The organism is Streptomyces luteireticuli (assembly GCF_041519305.1).
Lineage (GTDB): Bacteria > Actinomycetota > Actinomycetes > Streptomycetales > Streptomycetaceae > Streptomyces > Streptomyces luteireticuli.
Window position 1 is genome coordinate 2,150,012 of the sequence record NZ_CP167927.1, and the last position, 18,823, is coordinate 2,168,834.

The following is an 18,823-nucleotide window of genomic DNA, read 5'->3' on the forward strand; positions in this document are numbered from 1 at the left end:
CTCCGGCAGGCACGTACCGGGCTACTCCCCCGGAAGACGGGTGAGCTGCACCTGCCGCTCGGTGTCCTCGAAGCCGAGCTTCCGGTAGATCCGGATCGCGTGGTACCCCGGGTCGGCGACGATCACCAGGGTGCGGGCGGCCGCATCCTCCAGGGCCCACCGCCCGGCCCGGTGGACCACGTGCGAGGCCAGGCCCCGGCCCCTGAAGCCGGGGTGCGTCTCGACGTTCTGGTAGCGCGCCGCCCCTCCCCCGTTCCCGAGGACCCCGGCCCCGAAGACTCCGTGCCCGAAGACCCCGGCCCCGGCCCGCATCCGCCCGTCGACGAACGCCCCGAACCACGCGCCGTGCCCCGCCTCGCACAGCCGCCGGGTCTCGGCGACCCGCCGCTCGACGAACAGCCGGTGCTCCTCGGGCGGTTCGGGCCCGTCCAGCGCCCGGCGCAGCCCGACCGCCTGCGCCCAGTCCTCGTCCCCGGCCAGCGGCCGGACCTCCGTACCGGCGGGGAGGGGCCTGGCCGGCGGTACGAGGCGGTCCGCCGTGAGGACGGTGCTCACCTCCGCGGTCGCCCCGAGCCGGGCGAGCTCGGCGGCGTCGCCCGTGTCCCCGTCCGTCCCGTCCACGCCGAGGGCGAGGTACGCGGCGCCGGGGAACTCCGCGTCGAACACGGCCTCCCACCGGTCCCCCGAGCGCGGGGGCCGGCCGAGGAGCACGAAGTTCCCCCAGCGGAAAGCGGGGTTGGCCGGGGTCCGGACGACCAGGTGGTCCGGGCGGTCCTCGAGGACGGAACCGGCCATCGCCCGCAGCATCAGGTCGGTGCGGAAGCCGAGGGAGATCACCTTCATGCGGGCGACTGTAGCGGCGGGCACGCGGGCGGGCCCGGTGCGGCGTTCCGCACCGGGCCCTTTCTTCGCACGAGGAGGCCTGAACGAGGAGGCCGTTCGTTCAGTCCTTGGCGTAGAGCGTCCAGAGCTGGCTCGTCTTGGCCGGCTGGTAGTGCGCGAGTGTCACGGCGCGGTCCAGGCCGTTCGCCTGCATGACCTGGTTGGTGTACTTGATGTTCTTGATCACCGTCGGCTGGTTGACCGTGTCCACCTGCCACCGCTGCGACAGCTTGCCGGAGTCGCAGTACCTCTGGACGATCACCTGGCCGAGGCCCTCGGCTTCGAGGCACAGCCCGTACCGCGTGCCACTGATCGTGTAGGTGCCGGGAGTCGCACCGACGCGCGTGAACTGGAAGATCTGGAAGTGCTCCCGAGCGTCGCGGGTGAGGACCTGGGCGCCTCTCTCCCGGCCGTAGAACTCGTCGAGGTTGGTGTCGTCCCGGTACGACTGGGCCGACGCCTTGAAGTCCTCGTTCTGGACCGCGGCGGCCGCGGGACCCGCGGTGGCCGCGAACGCGCCCGCGGCCAGGCCCGCGGCGGCGATGCTCATCGCGATCCTCTTCGTTGCCGGCATGTTCCGTCCTTTCGCTCGGAGTTCTTCGACTCGCGCCGGGAAATCTAGGCGCTCGCGTCACCGGCGAACCAGAAGGAATCGGGTCACTCGGCGGTTTGAAAGTCCCGAATTCAACCCTTTTGCATTCCCGCGATCAATAGGCCCCCGGCAAGTGCGCGAAGCGGCCAGTCCGGGCGTGGCGGCAATTCCCCTTCGCGGGGCGGCAGTTGCGGCGGGCCGCGCCGCAGGCGGGCGGGGTGGGCGCGGAACGCGCCATGTCCGTATCCGCGTACAGGACGCGCCGTCTTCCGGACAGAGCGAGGGGGCAGGGGCCGGGGACATCCCGGCCTGTTACCGGTGAGGATCTCGTGGCGTGAACCCTCGGAACGGCGCGCGGGTCCGCGGTCGTGGGGGCCCGTACCCGGGCGGGGGGGTGTTGCCCCCTACCCGGGCGCCCCCACCCGCGTCAGCCCCAGCAACTCCCACGCCGGCCCGCCCGGCCGCTGCCCCCGCGGCCACACCGCCCGCAGATCCCGGCGCAGCGACACCCCCGCCACCGGGATCTCCACCAGCCTCCGCCCCGCCAGTTCCTCCCCCACCGCCAGCTCGCTCAGCACCGCCGGCCCCGCCCCGCTCACCACCGCCGCCTTGACGGCCGTCGTGGAGGCGAGTTCCAGCAGGGGCCGGGCGGGTTCGGACAGGGCCGCGTCCAGGACCTGGCGCGTGCCCGAGCCCCGTTCACGCAACACCAGTGGCGTGGCCGCCAGTTCGTCCACCCCGACGGGCCTGTGCCGCCGGACCCACGGGTGGGCCGGGGCCACGACGAGCACCAGCCGGTCGTGCCCGATGACGGCCGCGTCGAGCCCGGCCGGGACCTCCAGCCCCTCCACGAAGCCGAGGTCCGCCTCCCCCGCCAGGACCCGTTCCGCGACCGCCGCCGAGTTGCCCGCGAACAACGACACGGCGGTGTCCGGCCGCCCGCCGCGCAGCGCGATCAGCCAGCCGGGCAGCAGATACTCCGCGATGGTCATGCTCGCGGCCACCCGCAGCCGCGAGTCGCGCCGCCCGCGCAGCGCCTGCACGCCCGCGTCGAACGCCTCGGCGGCCTCGACGATCCGCCGCGCCCAGTCGGTGACGAGGACCCCGGCGGGGGTCAGCCGGGAGCCGCGCGGGGAGCGCTCGACGAGGGCGACGCCCAGCATCCGCTCCATCCCGCGCAGGCGGCCGCTCGCGGCGGGCTGGGTGATGCCCAGCTCACGGGCGGCACGCCCCAGGCTGCCCAGCCGGGCGACGGCGAGCAGCAGGTCCAGCGACCCGAGGTCGGGGACCCGGCCGGCGATGGGAAGGGGCTCGCTCATCAGTCCAGCTTATGCCCTCATAGCCATATCGTCCCTGGTGAGAGGCGTCCCGAGGGGCGAAGGTGAACACATGAGCACCCTCACTCCGCCCCGCGCGCACCACGCCACGAGCAGCCCTCGTGCCGGCGTGCGCCACCTCGGACCCAACTGGTACGCCACCGTCATGGGCACGTCGATCGTCGCGAGCGCGGGCGCCGCGCTGCCGTCGCCGCCGCCCGCCGTGGCCCTCCGGGCCGTGTGGGCGCTCTCGGCGGCGGCCCTGGCCGTCCTCCTCACAGCCCGCGCCGTGCACTGGGCCCGCCACCGCGACCAGGCGCGCCGCCACCTCGCCGACCCGGCCATGGCGCCGTTCTACGGCTGTCTGGCGATGGCCCTGCTGGCGGTCGGCGGTGCGACGCTCTCGGTCGGGGCGAGCGTGATCGGCGAGGGCCCGGCCGTCGCCGTGGACGCCGTGCTGTGGACGGCCGGCACGGTCACCGGGCTGATCGCCGCGGCCGGCATCCCGTATCTGATGGTGACCCGGCACCGCATAGAACTGGGCACCGCGTCCCCGGTCTGGCTGCTGCCCATCGTCGCGCCGATGGTGTCGGCCGCGCTGGGCCCGGCGCTCGCCGGGCACCTGCCCGCCGGGCAGGGCCGGGAGGCCATGCTTCTGGGCTGCTACGCGATGTTCGGACTGAGCCTGCTGATGACCATGGTGCTGCTGCCGCTGGTGTTCTCCCGGCTGGTGCACCACGGCCCGCTGCCGCTCGCCCTGACCCCCACCCTGTTCCTCGTCCTCGGCCCGCTCGGCCAGTCGACGACGGCCGTCAACAACCTGGCCGACGCGGTCAAGAGCGCGCTCCCGGCCCCGTACCCGGCGGGGATGGCCGCGTTCGCGGTCCTCTACGGCGTGCCGGTGATCGGCTTCGCGCTGCTGTGGCTGGTGTTCGCCACCGCGATGGTGGTGCGCGCCGTGCGCCGGGGCATGGGCTTCGCGATGACGTGGTGGGCGTTCACCTTCCCCCTGGGCACCTGTGTGACCGGCACCGCCGCCCTCGCCCGCCACACCGGGCTGCACGCCTTCACCTGGCTCGCGGTGGCCCTGTACGTGCTGCTGATCGCCGCCTGGGCCGCCGCCGGGGTCCGCACCCTGGCCGGCCTGTTCAGCGGGGCACTGCTCGCAGCGCCCCGCCCGGCACCCGCGGCGGCGGCCCGTACCGCGTGAGACGACGCCCGCGGAGCAGCGGCGACGGGCCCGAGGCGAACACCTCGGGCCCGTCGCCGCGTTCGCACCCGCTCAACGGAACGCCGCCCGCACCCCCTCACCCAACACCCCCGGCGCCCCCACCAACGACGGCCCGTACCACGTGAGATGACGCCCACTGACCAACGCAGCAGGCAACGAGGGAAACGCCTCCGGCCCGTCGTCGCGCGCGAAGCGGTACGGCTCGTCGGGCAGGACGACCAGGTCGGCGCCGCAGGAAGTCAACTCGTCGAGGGGCACGCGGGGATAGCGCTCCGCGTGACCCTCGTACGCGTGCCGCACGCCCAGCCGGGCCAGGAGGTCGCCCGCGAAGGTGTCGCGGCCCAGCACCATCCAGGGCCTGCGCCACACCGGCACCACGGCCCGTACCTCCGGCCGCAGCGCCGGAACGTCCCGCCACGCGTCCCGCGCGTCCGCCAGCCAGCCCGGCGAGGGCAGCCCGCAGCCCTCCGTCAGTGCCCGCGCCAGCTCCGCGAACCCCTGCTCCAGCGTGCGGACTTCGGTCACCAGGACGTCGAGTCCCGCCGCGCGCAGGGCGTCCAGGTCCGGGGCGCGGTTCTCCTCCTCGTTGGCGAGGACGACGTCGGGGGCGAGGGCGGCGATGCGCCGGACGTCGGGGTTCTTGGTGCCGCCGATCCGGACGACGTCCAGCCCGGGCGGGTGCTCGCACCAGTCGGTGGCCCCCACCAGCAGTTCCGGCGCGGTGGCGGCCACCGCCTCGGTCAGCGAGGGGACGAGGGAGACGACGCGGCGTACGGTACGGCGGCTGGTCACCGCCCCACCGTACGCCGCGTCGTGCGGACCGGAACCGGTCAGGAGGTGACCGGGGCCAGCTTGTCGATCAGGCCCGGGCGCGCGTCCAGCCAGCGGCCCGCGGACTCCTTCTCATGGCCCTTGCCGCCCTTCTGGATCTCGGCCTCCAGCGAGGAGAGGTCCTTCTCGGACATCTTGAAGCCCTTCACCCACTCCGCGATGCGCGGGAAGTCCTTGGCGAAGTCCTTCTTGCCGATGGAGTGCAGCTCCTCGCCCTTGCCCCAGGCGCCCTTGGGATCCTTGAGCTTCTTGAGGTCGTAGGTGCCGTAGGCCCAGTGCGGCGACCAGAGGGTCGTGACGATGGGCTCCTTCTTCTTCAGCGCCCGGTCCAGCTCGGCGAGCATCGTGGACGTGGAGGACGAGACGACCTTGTACTCGCCGTCGAGCCCGTAGTCCTTGAGCACGTTGCCGTTGAGCTTGCCCATCATGCCGGCGCTGGCCTCGATGCCGACGATCTTGCCGCCGAACTCACCGGACTTGCCCTTGAGGTCCTCCAGCGAGTTGACGTCCTTCATATAGGACGGGACGGTCAGCTCCAGCGAGGTGGGGCCGTACCAGGAGCCCAGGTCGCTGAGCTGCTTCCCGTACCGGTCCCAGTACTGCTTGTGCGTCGTGGGCAGCCAGGAGTCGAACTGCACGTCCATCTGGCCCTGGGCCAGGGCCGTGTAGAGCGGGCCCGGGTCGAGCTGCTTGACCTCGGGCTTGTAGCCGCGGGCCTCCAGGACGTTCTGCCACAGGTAGGTCGAGGCGACGGCCTCGTCCCACGGGAAGTAGCCGATCTTGACCGTCTTGCCCTGTCCGACGTCCTTGCCGGCCGCGACGCTCTCCCGGTCGCCACCGCGCACCAGGTGCATGCCGCCGGCGACGAGCGCGAGGACGACGACGCCCACCATGGCGACGGCGGTGCCGGGCCGGTAGCGCAGGAAGGCCGGGGTGCGCGCGGCGGCCGCCGCCTTGACGGCGCCGCGGCGGCCCAGCGGGGAGACCCGGACGCCCAGCGCGCCGGTCATCCGGTCCAGATACATGGCGAGGACGACCACGGCGAGGCCGCTCTCCACACCGGCGCCGATGTCGACCTGGGTGACGGCCGAGTACACGGCCTCGCCCAGGCCGCCCGCACCGGCCATGCCCGCGATGACGACCATGGAGAGCGCGAGCATGATGACCTGGTTGACGCCCGCCATGATGGTGGGCAGCGCCAGCGGGAGCTGGACGCGCAGCAGGGTGTCGCGCGGGGTGGTGCCGAACGCCCGCGCGGCCTCGACGAGTTCGCCGTCCACCTGCCGGATGCCCAGCTCGGTCATCCGCACGCCGGGCGGCATGGAGAAGACGACGGTGGCGATCAGGCCCGGCATGGGACCGATCGAGAAGAACATCACGCCCGGGATCAGATAGACGAACGCGGGCATCGTCTGCATGACGTCCAGCACCGGGCGCAGCGTCTTGCTGACCCGCTGGTCGCGGGCGGCCCAGATGCCCAGCGGCACGGCCAGGACGAGGGTGATCACGCTCGCGACGAGGATCAGGGAGAGCGTGGAGGTCGCCTGGTCCCAGAGCCGGAACGAGTCGATCAGGGCGAGGCCGGCGAAGGCGAGGACCGCGGCGACCAGACCGCGCAGCCACCACGCGACGACGGCGAGGATGCCCGCCATGAGGAGGGCGTCGGGGGCGGAGAGGACGGCGTGGACGCCGTCGTACATCCCGGTGAGGACGGTGCTGATGGCGTCGAAGAGCCAGGAGAGGTGGGACTGGAGCCAGTCCACGGCGCTCTTGGCCCACGAGCCGAGGTTGATCCTAGGCACCGGCGGTCACCCCAGCCGGCTGCTCGCCGAGCGCGGACAGCAGCCGTTCCCGGGTGACCACCCCCGCGACGGAGCCGTCGTCGCCGGTGACGGCGACGGGGGCGCCCTGCGCGAGCGGGCCGAAGAGGTCGGCGAGCGGGGTGTCCGCGCCGACCGTGGCGGCGGCCGCGTCCCCGACGGAGCCCTTCTCCATGACGGCACCGGCGGTGAGCACCCGCGAGCGGTCCACGTCCTGGATGAAGGAGGCGACGTAGTCGTTGGCGGGCCGGACGAGGATGTCCTCGGCGGTGCCGTTCTGGACGATGCGGCCGTCGCGCATGACGGCGATGCGGTCGCCCAGGCGCATGGCCTCGTTGAGGTCGTGGGTGATGAACACGATGGTCTTCTTCAGCCGCTTCTGCAGGTCCAGCAGCTGGTCCTGCATATCGCGGCGGATCAGGGGGTCGAGGGCGCTGAAGGACTCGTCCATCAGCAGCAGGTCGGCGTCGGTGGCCAGCGCACGGGCCAGACCCACGCGCTGCTGCATGCCGCCGGACAGCTCGTCGGGCCAGGAGCGCTCCCAGCCGCCGAGGCCGGCCAGCTCCAGGGCCTCGGCCGCGCGCTGCTCGCGCTCGGGGCGCGGCACCCCGCGCACCTCCAGGCCGTAGGCGGCGTTCTCCAGGACGCTGCGGTGGGGGAAGAGCGCGAAGTGCTGGAAGACCATGCTGATGTTCCGGGAGCGCACGTCGCGCAGCTCGCGCGGGGTGAGCGCGGTCAGGTCGCGGCCGTCGTAGCGGACGCTGCCCGAGGTGGGGTCGAGCAGTCCGTTGAGCATCCGCAGGAGCGTGGACTTGCCGGAGCCGGACAGACCCATCACCACGAAGATCTCGCCGGCCTGCACCTCGAACGAGGCGTCGATGACGGCGGCCGTGGTGCCGTCCGCCCGCAGCTCGTCGCGGCTCGCGCCGCCTTCGAGCCGCTTGACGGCGGCTTCGGGTCGTCTGCCGAACACCTTGTACAGATGCTCGGCCTTCAGCCTGGACACATACACCTCACGGGTCGAACCTGGTGACGCCCGCCTCCCCCCGGCGGGCGGCCGTGGAGCGGTACGGGCATCCGGCCCGTGTCCCCGGGCACCGTGCACATCACGGGCGGGTCCGCTCCGGGACCGCGCCTGCCCGGGTTTATTCGGGGCAAACGGAACAGTGGCTCACATCACACTCGTGCGAGGCGGTGTCGGTGGTGTACGGCATGATCGGTGCCGTGACTGCCGTGACGCGACGCCTGATGCTCCTCGACACCGCCTCCCTCTACTTCCGCGCCTACTTCGGCGTGCCCGAGTCCGTCCGGGCGCCCGACGGCACACCCGTGAACGCGGTGCGCGGCCTGCTCGACTTCATCGCCCGCCTGGTCCAGGACCACCGCCCGGACGAGCTGGTGGCCTGCATGGACGCCGACTGGCGCCCCCAGTGGCGGGTGGACCTGATCCCCTCGTACAAGGCGCACCGGGTCGCCGAGGAGGTGCCCGGCGGAGCCGACGAGGAAGAGGTTCCGGACACGCTCTCGCCGCAGGTGCCGGTGATCGAGCAGGTGCTGGACGCGATCGGCATCGCCCGCGTGGGCGCCGCGGGGTACGAGGCGGACGACGTGATCGGCACGCTCGCCGGCCGGGCGGCGGGCCCGGTGGACATCGTCACCGGCGACCGCGACCTCTACCAGCTGGTGGACGACGACCGCGGGGTGCGCGTGCTCTATCCGATGAAGGGCGTCGGCACGCTCCAGCTCGTGGACGGGGCGGCGCTGCGCGAGAAGTACGGCGTGGACGGGCCCGGCTACGCGGACCTGGCGCTGCTGCGCGGCGACCCCAGCGACGGCCTGCCCGGCGTGCCCGGCATCGGCGAGAAGACGGCGGCGAAGCTGCTGGACTCCTTCGGCGACCTGGCGGGGATCCTGGCCGCGGTGGACGATCCGGCGGCGAAGCTGACCCCGACGCAGCGCCGGCGGCTGGACGAGGCGCGGCCGTATCTGGCGGTGGCGCCGAAGGTGGTCCGGGTGGCCTCCGACGTGCCGCTGCCCCCGTTCGACGCGGCGCTGCCGGCCGGGCCGCGCGACGCGCGGGCGCTGGAGGTGCTCGCCGAGCGGTGGGGCTTGGGTGGATCTTTGCAGCGGCTGCTCTCCTCCCCCCCCACTAGGTGTTAGGTTAGGCAGTCCTAAGTTATAGCGCTCCGTGGGCCTGTGCCCGCAGGCCCGTGCCCTCAGGGGAGACCTCATGGCTGACCGTCCGGTCCCGAAGAAGCGTCCGCTGCACCGGGCGCACGTGGTGCGCACCGAGTGGCTGAGCCCGCACATGGTGCGGGTCGTGCTGGGCGGCGAGGGACTGGACGCGTTCGGCGCGGGCGCGCACACGGACCACTACGTCAAGCTGCTCTTCCCGCTGGAGGGCGTCGCCTACCCCGAGCCCTTCGACATCGACGCCGTCCGCGCGGAGTTCCCGCGCGACCAGTGGCCCCGGACGCGCACCTACACCGTGCGCTCCTTCGACCGCACGGCCCGCGAGCTGGCGATCGACTTCGTCGTGCACGGCGACGAGGGCCTGGCCGGGCCGTGGGCGGCCGCCGCCGAGCCCGGCACCGAGCTGCTCTTCCAGGGCCCCGGCGGCGCCTACTCCCCCGACCCGGCCGCGGACTGGCATCTGCTGGCGGGCGACGAGAGCGCCCTGCCCGCGATCGGCGCCGCGCTGGAGCGGCTCTCCGACGAGGCCCCGGACGCCGTGGTGCACGCCTTCGTCGAGATCGCCGACCCGGGCGAGGAGCAGAAGCTGGACCTCGCGCCCGGCATCGAGATCACCTGGCTGCACCGGGGCACCGCGCCGGTGGGCCGGAAGCTGGTGGAGGCCGTGCGCACGCTCGGCTTCCCCGACGGCGACGTGCACGCGTTCGTCCACGGCGAGGCCGGCTTCGTCAAGGAGCTGCGCCGCCATCTGCGCCTGGAGCGGGAGATCCCGCGCGAGCGGCTGTCGATCTCCGGCTACTGGCGCCGGGGGCACGACGAGGACGGCTGGCAGGCGTCGAAGCGCGAGTGGAACCAGCGGATCGAGGCGGAGCAGGAGGGTGCTTCGCCCGTCGCCGGCTGACGTATCGTCGCCGCATGTCCTCTCCCGCACGGATATCCCTCGCCGGACTGGCCACCGCGGCGCTGGTGCTGACCTCCGCCGCCACCGCCGCGGCCGACTTCGACGACACCATCGTCAACGAGCCGTCGCCGGCCCGTCCCGGCGGCGCCGTAGATCTCACGGTCTCGATCCGTGACGAGGTCGCGGACGGCATCGGCCGCGTGACCGTCGAGTCACCCGCCCTGACCGGGAAGACCGAGGTCCTGAAGCGGCACTTCGGCCACAACAAGGCGGACCAGGCGGTCATCCACACCGAGGGCCGGGTGCGGTGCGGGGCCCGCCCCGGGACGTACCCGCTGACGGTCCGGCTCGACGGCGCGAAGAAGCCGGCCGCGGAGACCCGGCTGACCGTGACCGGCAGCGCGGCGGCCGGCTGCACCGACGACGCTCCACCGACCTCGGTCCCCGGCCTGGACCTGTCACTGAACACCGGCGGGCGCGAGCCCCAGCGCGGCAGCGAAGCCGTCTTCACCATCGCGGCCGACCGGGCCACGCTCGACGCCTACGACACGCTCACCCTCCGGTCGCCCGCCTTCGCCACCCCCGCCAAGCGGGCCACGAAGCGCTTCAAGGAGGGCAAGGGGAACGGGGGTTGGACGGAGCTCGCCGGAATGGTGCGCTGCGACATCCCGCCCGGCACCTACGCGGTGGACCTCACCCCGGACGACGACACCGACTCCCCGCTGGTCTCGGCGAAGCTGACCGTGCCGGAGGCGATGGACCCCGGCAACCGCGACTTCTGCGCGGGCCCGCGCTCCTACAAGGGGGCCATCGACCGGACGAGCGAGACGGCACCCGACGAGGACGAAGGCGGGGGCGGGGGCGGCGGTTTCGGCACGGCCGCCGTGGTCGGGATCTCCTCGGCGGCGGCGCTGGTGGCGGCGTCGGTGACGTACTGGCTGGTGGGCAGACGCCGCAAGCGGGATGCCGACTCCTGGTGAAGTACCAAGCGCCGGACGGGCTGTTCAGCCCGTCCGGCGCTTGAGGACTTCGCCCGAAGGGCGAATGGGGTCCGGGGTCTCCCCGGAAGAAACGGTGAAAGGGCGGGACCGGGGCAAAAACTCCCGGGCGCAAGCCCGCCCCCACCCTCACCCCACCGACGAGTACGCCACAACCCCCCGCAGCAACCCCTCGACCGCCTTGCGAGCATTACGCGCCACCGGACTGCCATGCGGCGCCGCCGCAGCAATCTGCCCCAGCACGTCGATCAGCTGCTTGCACCACCGGACGAAGTCCCCCGCCGGCATCTCGATCTCCCGCAGCACCTCGTCCAGACCATGCCCGGACGCCCAGCGATAAGCGGCCCACGCGAAGCCGAGGTCCGGCTCGCGCTGACCGACGCCCTCCGCCGCCTTGATGCGGTGGTCCTCCTCCAGGGCGTCCAGCCGGCCCCAGATGCGGACCATCTCCGCGAGCGCGGCCTTCGCCTCCCCGGAGGGCAGCTTGGGCGCCACGGCCTCGTCGGCCGCCCGGGCCTCGTAGACCAGGGCCGAGGCGCAGGCCGCCAGCTCGGCCGGGCCCAGCCCGTCCCAGACGCCCTCGCGCAGGCACTCGGAGGCCAGCAGGTCCAGCTCGCCGTAGAGCCGGGCCAGGCGCTTGCCGTGCTCGGTGACCTCCTCGCCCCGCAGGTAGTCGAGGTCGGTCAGCAGGGCGCAGATGCGGTCGAAGGTGCGGGCGATGGTGTTCGTCCGGCCCTCGATGCGCCGCTCCAGCTGGCGGGTGTCCCGCAGCAGCCGGTGGTAGCGCTCGGACCAGCGGGCGTGGTCCTCGCGCTCGTCGCAGCCGTGGCAGGGGTGCGCCCGGATCTCCGTGCGGAGGCGGGCGATCGCGGTGTCGTCCGCGGCCGCCGAGCGGGCCTTGCGGTGCCGCTCGGGCACGATGTGCCCGGCCTTGGTGCGCAGCGCGGAGGCCAGGTCCCGACGGGACTGCGGCGAGCGCGGGTTGAAGGTGCGCGGGATGCGCATCCGCTCCAGCGGCTCCACCGGCACCGGGAAGTCGATCGCGGCCAGCCGCTTGACCTGCCGCTCGGCGGTGAGCACCAGCGGGCGCGGCCCGTCGTACGGGTCGAGGCCGCGGTGCCGGTCGCTGCGCCCGGGCAGCCCCGGGTCCAGCACCAGCGCGAGCCCGGCGAACTTGCCGGTCGGCACGTGGATGACGTCGCCCGGCTTGAGCTTCTCCAGCGCCGCCGCGGCGGCCGCCCGGCGCTGGGAGGCGCCCTGCTTGGCCAGCTCGTTCTCGCGCTCCTTGAGCTCGCGGCGCAGCGCCGCGTACTCCTCGAAGTCGCCGAGGTGGCAGGTGATGGCCTCGCGGTAGCCCTCCAGGCCCTCCTCGTTGCGCTGCACCTGGCGGGAGATGCCGACGACCGAGCGGTCGGCCTGGAACTGGGCGAACGAGGTCTCCAGCAGCTCCCGCGAGCGGTGCCGGCCGAACTGCGAGACGAGGTTGACCGCCATGTTGTACGACGGCTTGAAGCTCGATCTCAGCGGATACGTCCGGGTGCCGGCCAGGCCGGCGAGGGCGCCCGGGTCCATGGCGCGCTGCCACAGGACGACCGCGTGCCCCTCGACGTCGATGCCGCGGCGGCCGGCCCGGCCGGTGAGCTGGGTGTACTCGCCGGGGGTGATGTCGGCGTGCTGCTCGCCGTTCCACTTGACGAGCTTCTCCAACACCACCGAGCGGGCGGGCATGTTGATGCCCAGGGCCAGGGTCTCGGTGGCGAACACCGCCTTGACCAGGCCCTTGACGAAGAGCTCCTCGACGACCTCCTTGAAGGTCGGCAGCATGCCCGCGTGGTGCGCGGCGATGCCCCGCTCCAGCCCCTCCAGCCACTCGAAGTAGCCCAGGACGTGCAGGTCTTCGTCGGGAATGGCGGCGGTGCGCTCCTCGACGATCTCGCGGACCCGGCGGCGGGCCTCGTCGTCGTTGAGCCGCAGCCCGGCGTAGAGGCACTGCTGGACGGCGGATTCGCAGCCGGCCCGGCTGAAGATGAAGGTGATGGCGGGCAACAGGCCCTCGGCGTCGAGCCGTTCGATCACCTCGACCCGGCTGGGGGTCCAGATGCGGCTGCGCTGACGGCGCTCGCGCTCGCGGTCGGCCTCGCGCAGCATCTTGCCGCGCCGCCGGTCGCGGCCCAGGGGGCGGCTGTTCTCCATCCGGGCCAGGCGGACGAGGTCGGGGTTGACCTCGCGGCGGCCGGTGACGGGGGTGCCGTCGGGGCCGGTCTTCTCCTCGAAGAGGTTGTACATCCGCCGCCCGGCGAGCACGTGCTGCCACAGCGGGACGGGCCGGTGCTCGGAGACGATCACCTCGGTGTCGCCGCGGACGGTGTCCAGCCAGTCGCCGAACTCCTCGGCGTTGGAGACCGTGGCCGACAGGGAGACCAGGGTCACGGACTCGGGGAGGTGGATGATCACCTCTTCCCAGACGGCGCCGCGGAAGCGGTCGGAGAGGTAGTGCACCTCGTCCATGACCACGTGGCCCAGGCCGTTGAGGGCCTGCGAGCCGGCGTAGAGCATGTTGCGCAGGACCTCGGTGGTCATCACGAGCACCGGGGCGTCGGCGTTGATGCTGTTGTCGCCGGTCAGCAGGCCGACCTTGCCCTCGCCGTAGCGCTTGACGAGGTCGTTGAACTTCTGGTTCGACAGCGCCTTGATCGGGGTGGTGTAGAAGCATTTGCGGCCCTGGGTGAGGGCCAGGTGGACGGCGAACTCGCCGACGATGGTCTTGCCCGAGCCGGTGGGCGCCGCGACCAGCACGCCCTTTCCGGCTTCCAGGGCCTTGCAGGCGTCGATCTGGAAGGCATCCAGCTCGAAGTCGTACATCTCGCGGAAGGGGGCCAGCGCGGTGGCCTGCTCCGCGGCGCGCCGCTTCGCCAGGGCGTAGCGCTCAGCAGGGGACATGTCCTCGGTCATCTTGTCTACGAGCCTACCGGTGACGTCTGACAGGCACCTGATCTTTAACGGACCCTCTTGCGGGACCCCCCTGGGGCGTGTCCTAGGAGGCCCCCAGCACCCGTACCGCCCCGGGCACGGTCTCCGCGGTGACCGGCAGCGGCCCGAGCGGCTCCCCGTCCGCGTAGCCGGTCACCCCGGGTGCCTCCAGCGTCACCCGGGCCGCGCTGAGGACGGTGACGGCGGGGTGGGTGAGGTGCGTCCCGCGGTAGACCCGGGGGAAGACCCGCAGCAGCGTCGTCCGGCTGCACGGGCCGACGACCGTGACGCCGAAGAGCCCGTCGTCCGCCCGCGCCCCGGCGCACATGCGCATCCCGCCGCCGTACGCGTCGGTGTTGCCGACGGCGATCAGGGTGGCCTCCACCTCGCGCACCGGTCCGTCGTCGAGCCGCAGCCGGTAGGGGACCGTCCGCAGGGCGGCCAGTTCGGCGAGCAGGGCGAGGTCGTAGCGGAACCGCCCGGCGGGGAGGCGCATCCGGTTGCCGCGGTCGTTGACCCGGGAGTCGAGCCCGGAGGCGAGGACGGTGCCGAACCAGGTGCCGCCGCCGGTGCGGCCGAGGTCGAGGGGCCGTCCGCCGTCCTCCTTGAGGGAGCGGGCGATCAGCCGCGCGGCCGCCTCCGGGTCGCGGACGGGCAGGCCGACCGCGCGGGCGAAGTCGTTGCCGGTGCCGACGGCCACGACGCCGAGCGGCACGTCCGTCCCCGCGACCGCCTGCAGCGCCAGCGAGACGAGCCCGTCCCCGCCGACCGCGACCAGCGCCCCCGTACCGCCGGCCACCGCTTCACGGGCCCGGCGCAGCGCGTCGGGGGCGTCCGTGCCCAGCACGGTGCGGACGGAGTACCCGGCGTCGCGCAGCACCCGGGCGGCGGGGCCGGCGGCCCGGGTGCCCCGGCCGCGGCCCGCCGTGGGATTGACGAAGAGCGTGAGGTCGCTGGTCACGCGCGGACCCTACCCGGTCGCGGACGGACCGGGCAGGGCTCGGGGTCAGGTGACGTCGTCGTAGCCGGAGCGGCGGACGGGCGTCCCGTTGTGGCCCTCGTGGGTGGGCACCGGCTCCACGTCGGCGACCGGCTCGGGGGTCAGGTCCAGCGGGGAGGCCTCGTCGTCGTCGAGCAGCCGGTCGGGGTTGCTCAGCTTCCGGCGCTTGTCGTTGAGCAGCGCGATGCCGACGGCGATGAAGTAGAGGGCGACGATCGGCCCGGCCAGCGCGAACATCGAGTACGGGTCCACGGTCGGCGTGGCCACGGCCGCGAAGATCGTGACGCCCATGATCATGCCGCGCCACCAGCCCAGCATCCGGCGGCCGGTGAGGATGCCGCTGAAGTTGAGCAGCATGAGCAGCAGGGGCAGCTCGAAGGAGATGCCGAACACGATGACCAGCCGCATGATCAGGTCGAGCAGGTCGTCCAGCGGCAGAAGGTTGTTGACGCCCTGCGGGGTGAAACCGATCAGGGCCTTGGCAGCCGCGGGCAGGACCGTGTAGGCGAACCAGGCACCGCCCGCGAAGAGCGGGACACCGGCCGCGACGAAGCTCAGCGCGTACTTCTTCTCTTTCCGGTGCAGACCGGGCGCGAGGAAGGCCCACAGCTGGTAGAGCCAGACCGGGCAGGACAGCACCAGGCCGGAGACCAGCGAGACCTTCATCACCAGGGCGAAGGGTCCGGTGAGGCCCGACATGGTGAGGGTGGCGCACGGGACCGTGGTGTCGGACTTCTTCTTGAGGAGTTCCGAGAGGGAGAAGTCGCAGCCGACGGCGTCCTGGATCGGGCGCTGGAAAACCTCGATGATCTCGCGGTAATAGACGGCCGAGACGATCGAGATGATCACAATCGCGATGACCGACTTCGCCAGCCGGTTGCGCAACTCGCGGAGATGCTCCGCGAGCGGCATCCGCCCCTCGGGGTCCTTCACCTTCTTGCGGGCAGACTTGGGCAACCCACGTCCCTATCTCGTGCGGTGCGGCTAACCGCGACTATCCGGAGTGTCAGCGCTGCGTCGTGCGGTCGGCCGGCTCCTGGACCGGCCGGGAGGACACGTCGCCGGGAGCGGCCTTGATCGTACGGGGCGCCTCGGCCTGCGCGGGGGTGGACGCGTCGGCCGGGGCCGCGGCCTTGTCCCCGCCCTCCGACTTCATCGCCTTGGCCTCGCTCTTGAGGATGCGGGCGGACTTGCCGAGGGCACGCGCCATGTCGGGAAGCTTCTTGGCGCCGAACAGCAGCACGACAACGACGAGAATGAGGATGATCTCGGGGGCCCCGAGCCGTCCGAACAACATAAGCGTTTACCTTCTCACCGAAGCGGTATTGGGGTGTGGAACCGGCGACCGGCGGACAGGTGTCCGCCCGTGGCACCGGGAGCGATCGTAACGCGGAGGGGTGAACGCCCGGCAATCCCCACGCGTCGTTCCCGCTGTTCCGGCATGCGGCCCTCCGCTTCGTCGGCAGGGCCACCCGCACCAGCGTACCGGCAGCGCTCCCGGCACAGCAGGGGCCTGTCGGCCGTCACCTGTCGCCGTGCGCACCCTGCCCGACCCGCGCGGCCCGGGCCGCGAGCGGGACCGCGGCGCGTTCGAGATCCTCGCTCGCCCGGGTGATCCTGTGCGAACTCTCCTCGACCTGCCGCGCCAGCCGCCGCACTTCCGCCAGGACACGGGCGGCGAGGACGCCGAGGACGGCGATGCCGCAGAAGGCGAGGGCGACGGCGAGCATGGGGTAGAGCATGGGGCCAAACCTACCGGGACGTGCACATGCTCAGGCAGTCGAGTGCAGCCGCAGGGTGCGCACCCCGCCGCCGGTGAGCAGCTCGACGATCCGCTCCCCCGCCGGTTTGCGGACGGCCGCGCCGCAGTCGGGGCAGGTGAACGAGTAGAACGTGGTGCGCCGGCTCGCCCCGATCGCCAGTCGCAGGGCCCCCGCGGTCAGCTCGAAGCAGCCCCGGCAGTCGGGGCAGGCGGCCTTGAAGACCGCCGCGTCCATGGCGTCCATCGTGTCCGTCACGCGCCCGCTCACCGTCCTCACCCGGCCCGCCTCACTCGCCGTACGCCGCGAGGGCCTCGCGCGCCGCCTCCCGCGCGCTCGCGGCCAGCTCCGGCGGCGCGACGATCCGGCCGTCCCGGCCGAGCCGCAGGGCCAGCCGGCGCAGGGAGGCCGGGTCGGGGGTGCGCAGCGTGATCCGCAGGCCGCCGTCGGGCAGCTCCTCGGCGCTGTCGTGCGGGTAGTACTCGGCGACCCAGCGGCCGCCCGGCCCCACCTCGACGACGACCTCCGGGTCCTCGGCGGCGGGCTGCACCAGTCCTGCCGACAGGTCGCGCGGCTCGACGGGCGGCGGGTCGGCCGGCTCGTCGAGCAGCCGGATCTCGGCCACCCGGTCGAGGCGGAAGGTGCGCCGGGCCTCCGAGAGCCGGCACCAGGCCTCCATATAGGTGTGGCCGACCGCGAACAGCCGGATGGGGTCGACCTCGCGCTCGGTCAGCTCGTCGCGGGCCGGCGAGTAGTAGCGCACCCACAGCCGGCGGCGCTCGGCGATGGCCCGGTCGACGTCGGCGAAGACCCCGCCCTCGGACTCGAAGGTCACCGAGAGCCGGGAGCTGGCGCCCGCCGCCTCGCCGGCGGCGGCCTCGATCTTGGCGGTGGCGCGCACCAGGGCGTTCCGGTCGCCCTCGCGCAGGCCCGGCAGCGTGGCCACCGCCCGGGCGGCCACCAGCAGCGCGGTGGCCTCGTCGGCGGCCAGCCGCAGCGGCTCGCCCGTGCTGCTGCCGGACGCGTCCGGGTTGTGCCACCAGATGCGGTCGCCGTCGGTGTCGATGTCCAGCAGGTCGCCGCCGCGGAAGCTGGTGCCGCACATCGGCAGCACGTCGAGATCGCCGATCAGCTCGTCCTCGGTGATGCCGAAGGCGCGCGCCACGTCGGCGACGCGGGCGCCGGGGCGCTCGCGCAGATAGGTCACCAGCGACAGCATGCGCCGCGTCTGGTCGATGGCGTTTCCGGCCATGAGAAGTCGTTCCCGTTCCCTTCCTCAGCCCTTGGCCACGGCACGCAGCCGGTCGAGTACGCCGTCCCGCAGCTCGGCGGGTTCCAGGACGACCACGTCCGGGCCGAATTCGACGAGCCAGGCGTCCAGCCCGTGCCCGTAGGGGATCTCCAGCTCGTCCCAGCCGTCGCCGAGGTCGCGCAGCGCGGTGGCGCGGGAGCGCAGCGGATAGCCGTGCCCGGCGCGGACCTTGATCCGGGCGGTCCCGGTGGCCGTCTCGCCCGCCCATGCCTCGACGGTCTCGCGGACGGTGACGTGGTCGGGGACCGGCGCGGTGAAGGGCAGGGCGCGGGAGCGCACCCGGCCGGTGATCCGGGAGAGCCGGAAGACGCGCTCGGCGCCGCGGTCGCGGTCCCAGCCGGCGAGGTACCAGTGGCCGCGGCAGCACTCCAGCGTCCACGGCTCGACGTGCCGCTGCTCGGGCCGGGCGGCGTTGGCCTTGCGGTAGTCGAAGACGACCGGGCGCCGGTCGCGGGCCGCGAGCATCAACGGCTCGAACGCGGCCTCGTGGACGGGGATGCGGGTCTCCAGGGCGCCGTGGCCCTCGTGCGCGTCCTCCGCCTCGGGCATGCCGGCCGCGCGCAGCTTCTGCAGGGCGCCGCTGGCGGCGGCCGCGAGCCGGGCCTGCTGCCAGACCTTGGCCGCCAGGCCCAGGGCCGCGGCCTCCTCGGCGTCGAGGGTGATCGGGGGGAGGCGGTTGCTGTCGCGGCGGGCCAGATAGCCGGTCTCGCCGTCCACGCCCTCGACGGTCTCGATGATCAGACCGAGCTCGCGGAGGTCCTCCTTGTCGCGCTCGAACATGCGGTTGAAGGCGTCGTCACTGCCGCCGGACGCCTCCACGTCCTGCGGGCCGGCGCCGAAGGCTTCGATATAGGCCTCGATGGACGCCCGCAACTCCCGCTTGCTGAGCGGACGCCGCGTCCCCAGCAGGCACAGCGCCAGGTTCATCAGCCGCTCGGCCTTGGCAATCGCCATCGACGCCCTCTCGCCCTCTTCTCATGTTCTTTCAACCGATGACCGTACCGCTCACGCGTCACA

18 protein-coding genes are annotated in these 18,823 nt (G+C 73.1%); 4 read left to right on the plus strand and 14 right to left on the minus strand.

The genetic code is table 11. The features are described from left to right. Window positions 1–21: 21 nt before the first annotated feature. The 3 genes from AB8735_RS08905 to AB8735_RS08915 all read right to left on the minus strand — a co-directional run bounded on the left by AB8735_RS08905 (window position 22) and on the right by AB8735_RS08915 (window position 2,793). Window positions 22–843, minus strand: a complete 822-nt coding sequence (locus tag AB8735_RS08905; RefSeq protein ID WP_372406514.1) for a GNAT family N-acetyltransferase — start codon at window positions 841–843, stop codon at window positions 22–24. A 100-nt stretch (window positions 844–943) separates the two neighbouring features. Then, window positions 944–1,456 carry an RICIN domain-containing protein gene (locus AB8735_RS08910; protein WP_344027513.1) on the minus strand — a complete coding sequence of 171 codons (513 nt, stop codon included), beginning with the start codon at window positions 1,454–1,456 and terminating at the stop codon, window positions 944–946. A 422-nt stretch (window positions 1,457–1,878) separates the two neighbouring features. Beyond that, window positions 1,879–2,793, minus strand: a complete 915-nt coding sequence (locus AB8735_RS08915; protein ID WP_344027512.1) for a LysR family transcriptional regulator — start codon at window positions 2,791–2,793, stop codon at window positions 1,879–1,881. Between the two features lie 70 nt (window positions 2,794–2,863). Here AB8735_RS08915 and AB8735_RS08920 point away from each other — a divergent pair, with 70 nt between their 5' ends. Next, the gene (locus AB8735_RS08920; protein ID WP_372406516.1) at window positions 2,864–4,000 is read left to right on the plus strand and encodes a TDT family transporter; all 1,137 of its coding nucleotides are present in this window, start codon (window positions 2,864–2,866) and stop codon (window positions 3,998–4,000) included. A gap of 72 nt (window positions 4,001–4,072) precedes the next feature. Here the strand turns inward: AB8735_RS08920 and AB8735_RS08925 are convergent, their stop codons facing one another. Genes AB8735_RS08925 through AB8735_RS08935 form a run of 3 tightly spaced genes read right to left on the minus strand, consistent with a single transcriptional unit; the run spans window position 4,073 to window position 7,678 of the window. Beyond that, complete coding sequence (locus AB8735_RS08925) at window positions 4,073–4,813, minus strand: helical backbone metal receptor (RefSeq protein ID WP_372406517.1); 741 nt, start codon at window positions 4,811–4,813, stop codon at window positions 4,073–4,075. 38 nt (window positions 4,814–4,851) lie between these two features. Further along, the gene (locus AB8735_RS08930) at window positions 4,852–6,654 is read right to left on the minus strand and encodes an ABC transporter permease/substrate binding protein (RefSeq protein ID WP_344027506.1); all 1,803 of its coding nucleotides are present in this window, start codon (window positions 6,652–6,654) and stop codon (window positions 4,852–4,854) included. Further along, window positions 6,647–7,678: a glycine betaine/L-proline ABC transporter ATP-binding protein gene (locus AB8735_RS08935; RefSeq protein WP_372406519.1), complete on the minus strand. Its 1,032-nt coding sequence runs from the start codon at window positions 7,676–7,678 to the stop codon at window positions 6,647–6,649. Before AB8735_RS08935 ends, AB8735_RS08930 begins: the two co-directional genes overlap by 8 nt. 242 nt (window positions 7,679–7,920) lie before the next feature. Between AB8735_RS08935 and AB8735_RS08940 the strand changes: the two genes are divergently transcribed. From AB8735_RS08940 to AB8735_RS08950, 3 genes are all read left to right on the plus strand, one after another. Next, a complete protein-coding gene (locus AB8735_RS08940; RefSeq protein WP_372411799.1) occupies window positions 7,921–8,832 on the plus strand; it encodes a 5'-3' exonuclease H3TH domain-containing protein in 912 nt (303 codons plus the stop codon). Between the two features lie 70 nt (window positions 8,833–8,902). Next, window positions 8,903–9,766 (plus strand): siderophore-interacting protein, encoded by an 864-nt coding sequence (locus tag AB8735_RS08945; RefSeq protein ID WP_372406521.1) that lies wholly within the window; start codon window positions 8,903–8,905, stop codon window positions 9,764–9,766. A 14-nt stretch (window positions 9,767–9,780) separates the two neighbouring features. After that, window positions 9,781–10,746: a hypothetical protein gene (locus AB8735_RS08950; RefSeq protein ID WP_372406523.1), complete on the plus strand. Its 966-nt coding sequence runs from the start codon at window positions 9,781–9,783 to the stop codon at window positions 10,744–10,746. A gap of 147 nt (window positions 10,747–10,893) precedes the next feature. Here the strand turns inward: AB8735_RS08950 and AB8735_RS08955 are convergent, their stop codons facing one another. From AB8735_RS08955 to AB8735_RS08990, 8 genes are all read right to left on the minus strand, one after another. Beyond that, window positions 10,894–13,716 carry a DEAD/DEAH box helicase gene (locus AB8735_RS08955; RefSeq protein ID WP_344027498.1) on the minus strand — a complete coding sequence of 941 codons (2,823 nt, stop codon included), beginning with the start codon at window positions 13,714–13,716 and terminating at the stop codon, window positions 10,894–10,896. Between the two features lie 82 nt (window positions 13,717–13,798). Beyond that, a complete protein-coding gene (locus AB8735_RS08960) occupies window positions 13,799–14,695 on the minus strand; it encodes a diacylglycerol kinase (protein ID WP_344027496.1) in 897 nt (298 codons plus the stop codon). Window positions 14,696–14,740: 45 nt separating this feature from the next. Next, window positions 14,741–15,691 carry a twin-arginine translocase subunit TatC gene (gene tatC / locus AB8735_RS08965; RefSeq protein WP_344027494.1) on the minus strand — a complete coding sequence of 317 codons (951 nt, stop codon included), beginning with the start codon at window positions 15,689–15,691 and terminating at the stop codon, window positions 14,741–14,743. A gap of 49 nt (window positions 15,692–15,740) precedes the next feature. Then, window positions 15,741–16,028: a Sec-independent protein translocase subunit TatA gene (gene tatA, locus AB8735_RS08970; RefSeq protein WP_344027603.1), complete on the minus strand. Its 288-nt coding sequence runs from the start codon at window positions 16,026–16,028 to the stop codon at window positions 15,741–15,743. A gap of 229 nt (window positions 16,029–16,257) precedes the next feature. Next, window positions 16,258–16,476 (minus strand): hypothetical protein, encoded by a 219-nt coding sequence (locus tag AB8735_RS08975; RefSeq protein ID WP_344027492.1) that lies wholly within the window; start codon window positions 16,474–16,476, stop codon window positions 16,258–16,260. A gap of 30 nt (window positions 16,477–16,506) precedes the next feature. Beyond that, window positions 16,507–16,740 (minus strand): hypothetical protein, encoded by a 234-nt coding sequence (locus AB8735_RS08980; RefSeq protein WP_372411800.1) that lies wholly within the window; start codon window positions 16,738–16,740, stop codon window positions 16,507–16,509. A 43-nt stretch (window positions 16,741–16,783) separates the two neighbouring features. Beyond that, the gene (locus tag AB8735_RS08985) at window positions 16,784–17,746 is read right to left on the minus strand and encodes a helix-turn-helix transcriptional regulator (protein WP_372406526.1); all 963 of its coding nucleotides are present in this window, start codon (window positions 17,744–17,746) and stop codon (window positions 16,784–16,786) included. Between the two features lie 24 nt (window positions 17,747–17,770). After that, window positions 17,771–18,760 carry a WYL domain-containing protein gene (locus AB8735_RS08990; protein ID WP_344027488.1) on the minus strand — a complete coding sequence of 330 codons (990 nt, stop codon included), beginning with the start codon at window positions 18,758–18,760 and terminating at the stop codon, window positions 17,771–17,773. Window positions 18,761–18,823 lie beyond the last annotated feature (63 nt).

Excerpts from the sequence above, each read along its gene's own strand:
- AB8735_RS08915 (WP_344027512.1), bottom strand. The coding sequence starts at position 2,793 with ATGAGCGAGCCCCTTCCCATCGCCGGCCGGGTCCCCGACCTCGGGTCG.
- AB8735_RS08905 (WP_372406514.1), bottom strand. The coding sequence starts at position 843 with ATGAAGGTGATCTCCCTCGGCTTCCGCACCGACCTGATGCTGCGGGCG.
- AB8735_RS08950 (WP_372406523.1), top strand. The coding sequence starts at position 9,781 with ATGTCCTCTCCCGCACGGATATCCCTCGCCGGACTGGCCACCGCGGCG.
- AB8735_RS08940 (WP_372411799.1), top strand. The coding sequence starts at position 7,921 with ATGCTCCTCGACACCGCCTCCCTCTACTTCCGCGCCTACTTCGGCGTG.
- AB8735_RS08980 (WP_372411800.1), bottom strand. The coding sequence starts at position 16,740 with ATGGACGCCATGGACGCGGCGGTCTTCAAGGCCGCCTGCCCCGACTGC.
- AB8735_RS08910 (WP_344027513.1), bottom strand. The coding sequence starts at position 1,456 with ATGCCGGCAACGAAGAGGATCGCGATGAGCATCGCCGCCGCGGGCCTG.
- AB8735_RS08985 (WP_372406526.1), bottom strand. The coding sequence starts at position 17,746 with ATGGCCGGAAACGCCATCGACCAGACGCGGCGCATGCTGTCGCTGGTG.
- AB8735_RS08975 (WP_344027492.1), bottom strand. The coding sequence starts at position 16,476 with ATGCTCTACCCCATGCTCGCCGTCGCCCTCGCCTTCTGCGGCATCGCC.
- AB8735_RS08955 (WP_344027498.1), bottom strand. The coding sequence starts at position 13,716 with ATGACCGAGGACATGTCCCCTGCTGAGCGCTACGCCCTGGCGAAGCGG.
- AB8735_RS08990 (WP_344027488.1), bottom strand. The coding sequence starts at position 18,760 with ATGGCGATTGCCAAGGCCGAGCGGCTGATGAACCTGGCGCTGTGCCTG.
- AB8735_RS08945 (WP_372406521.1), top strand. The coding sequence starts at position 8,903 with ATGGCTGACCGTCCGGTCCCGAAGAAGCGTCCGCTGCACCGGGCGCAC.
- AB8735_RS08920 (WP_372406516.1), top strand. The coding sequence starts at position 2,864 with ATGAGCACCCTCACTCCGCCCCGCGCGCACCACGCCACGAGCAGCCCT.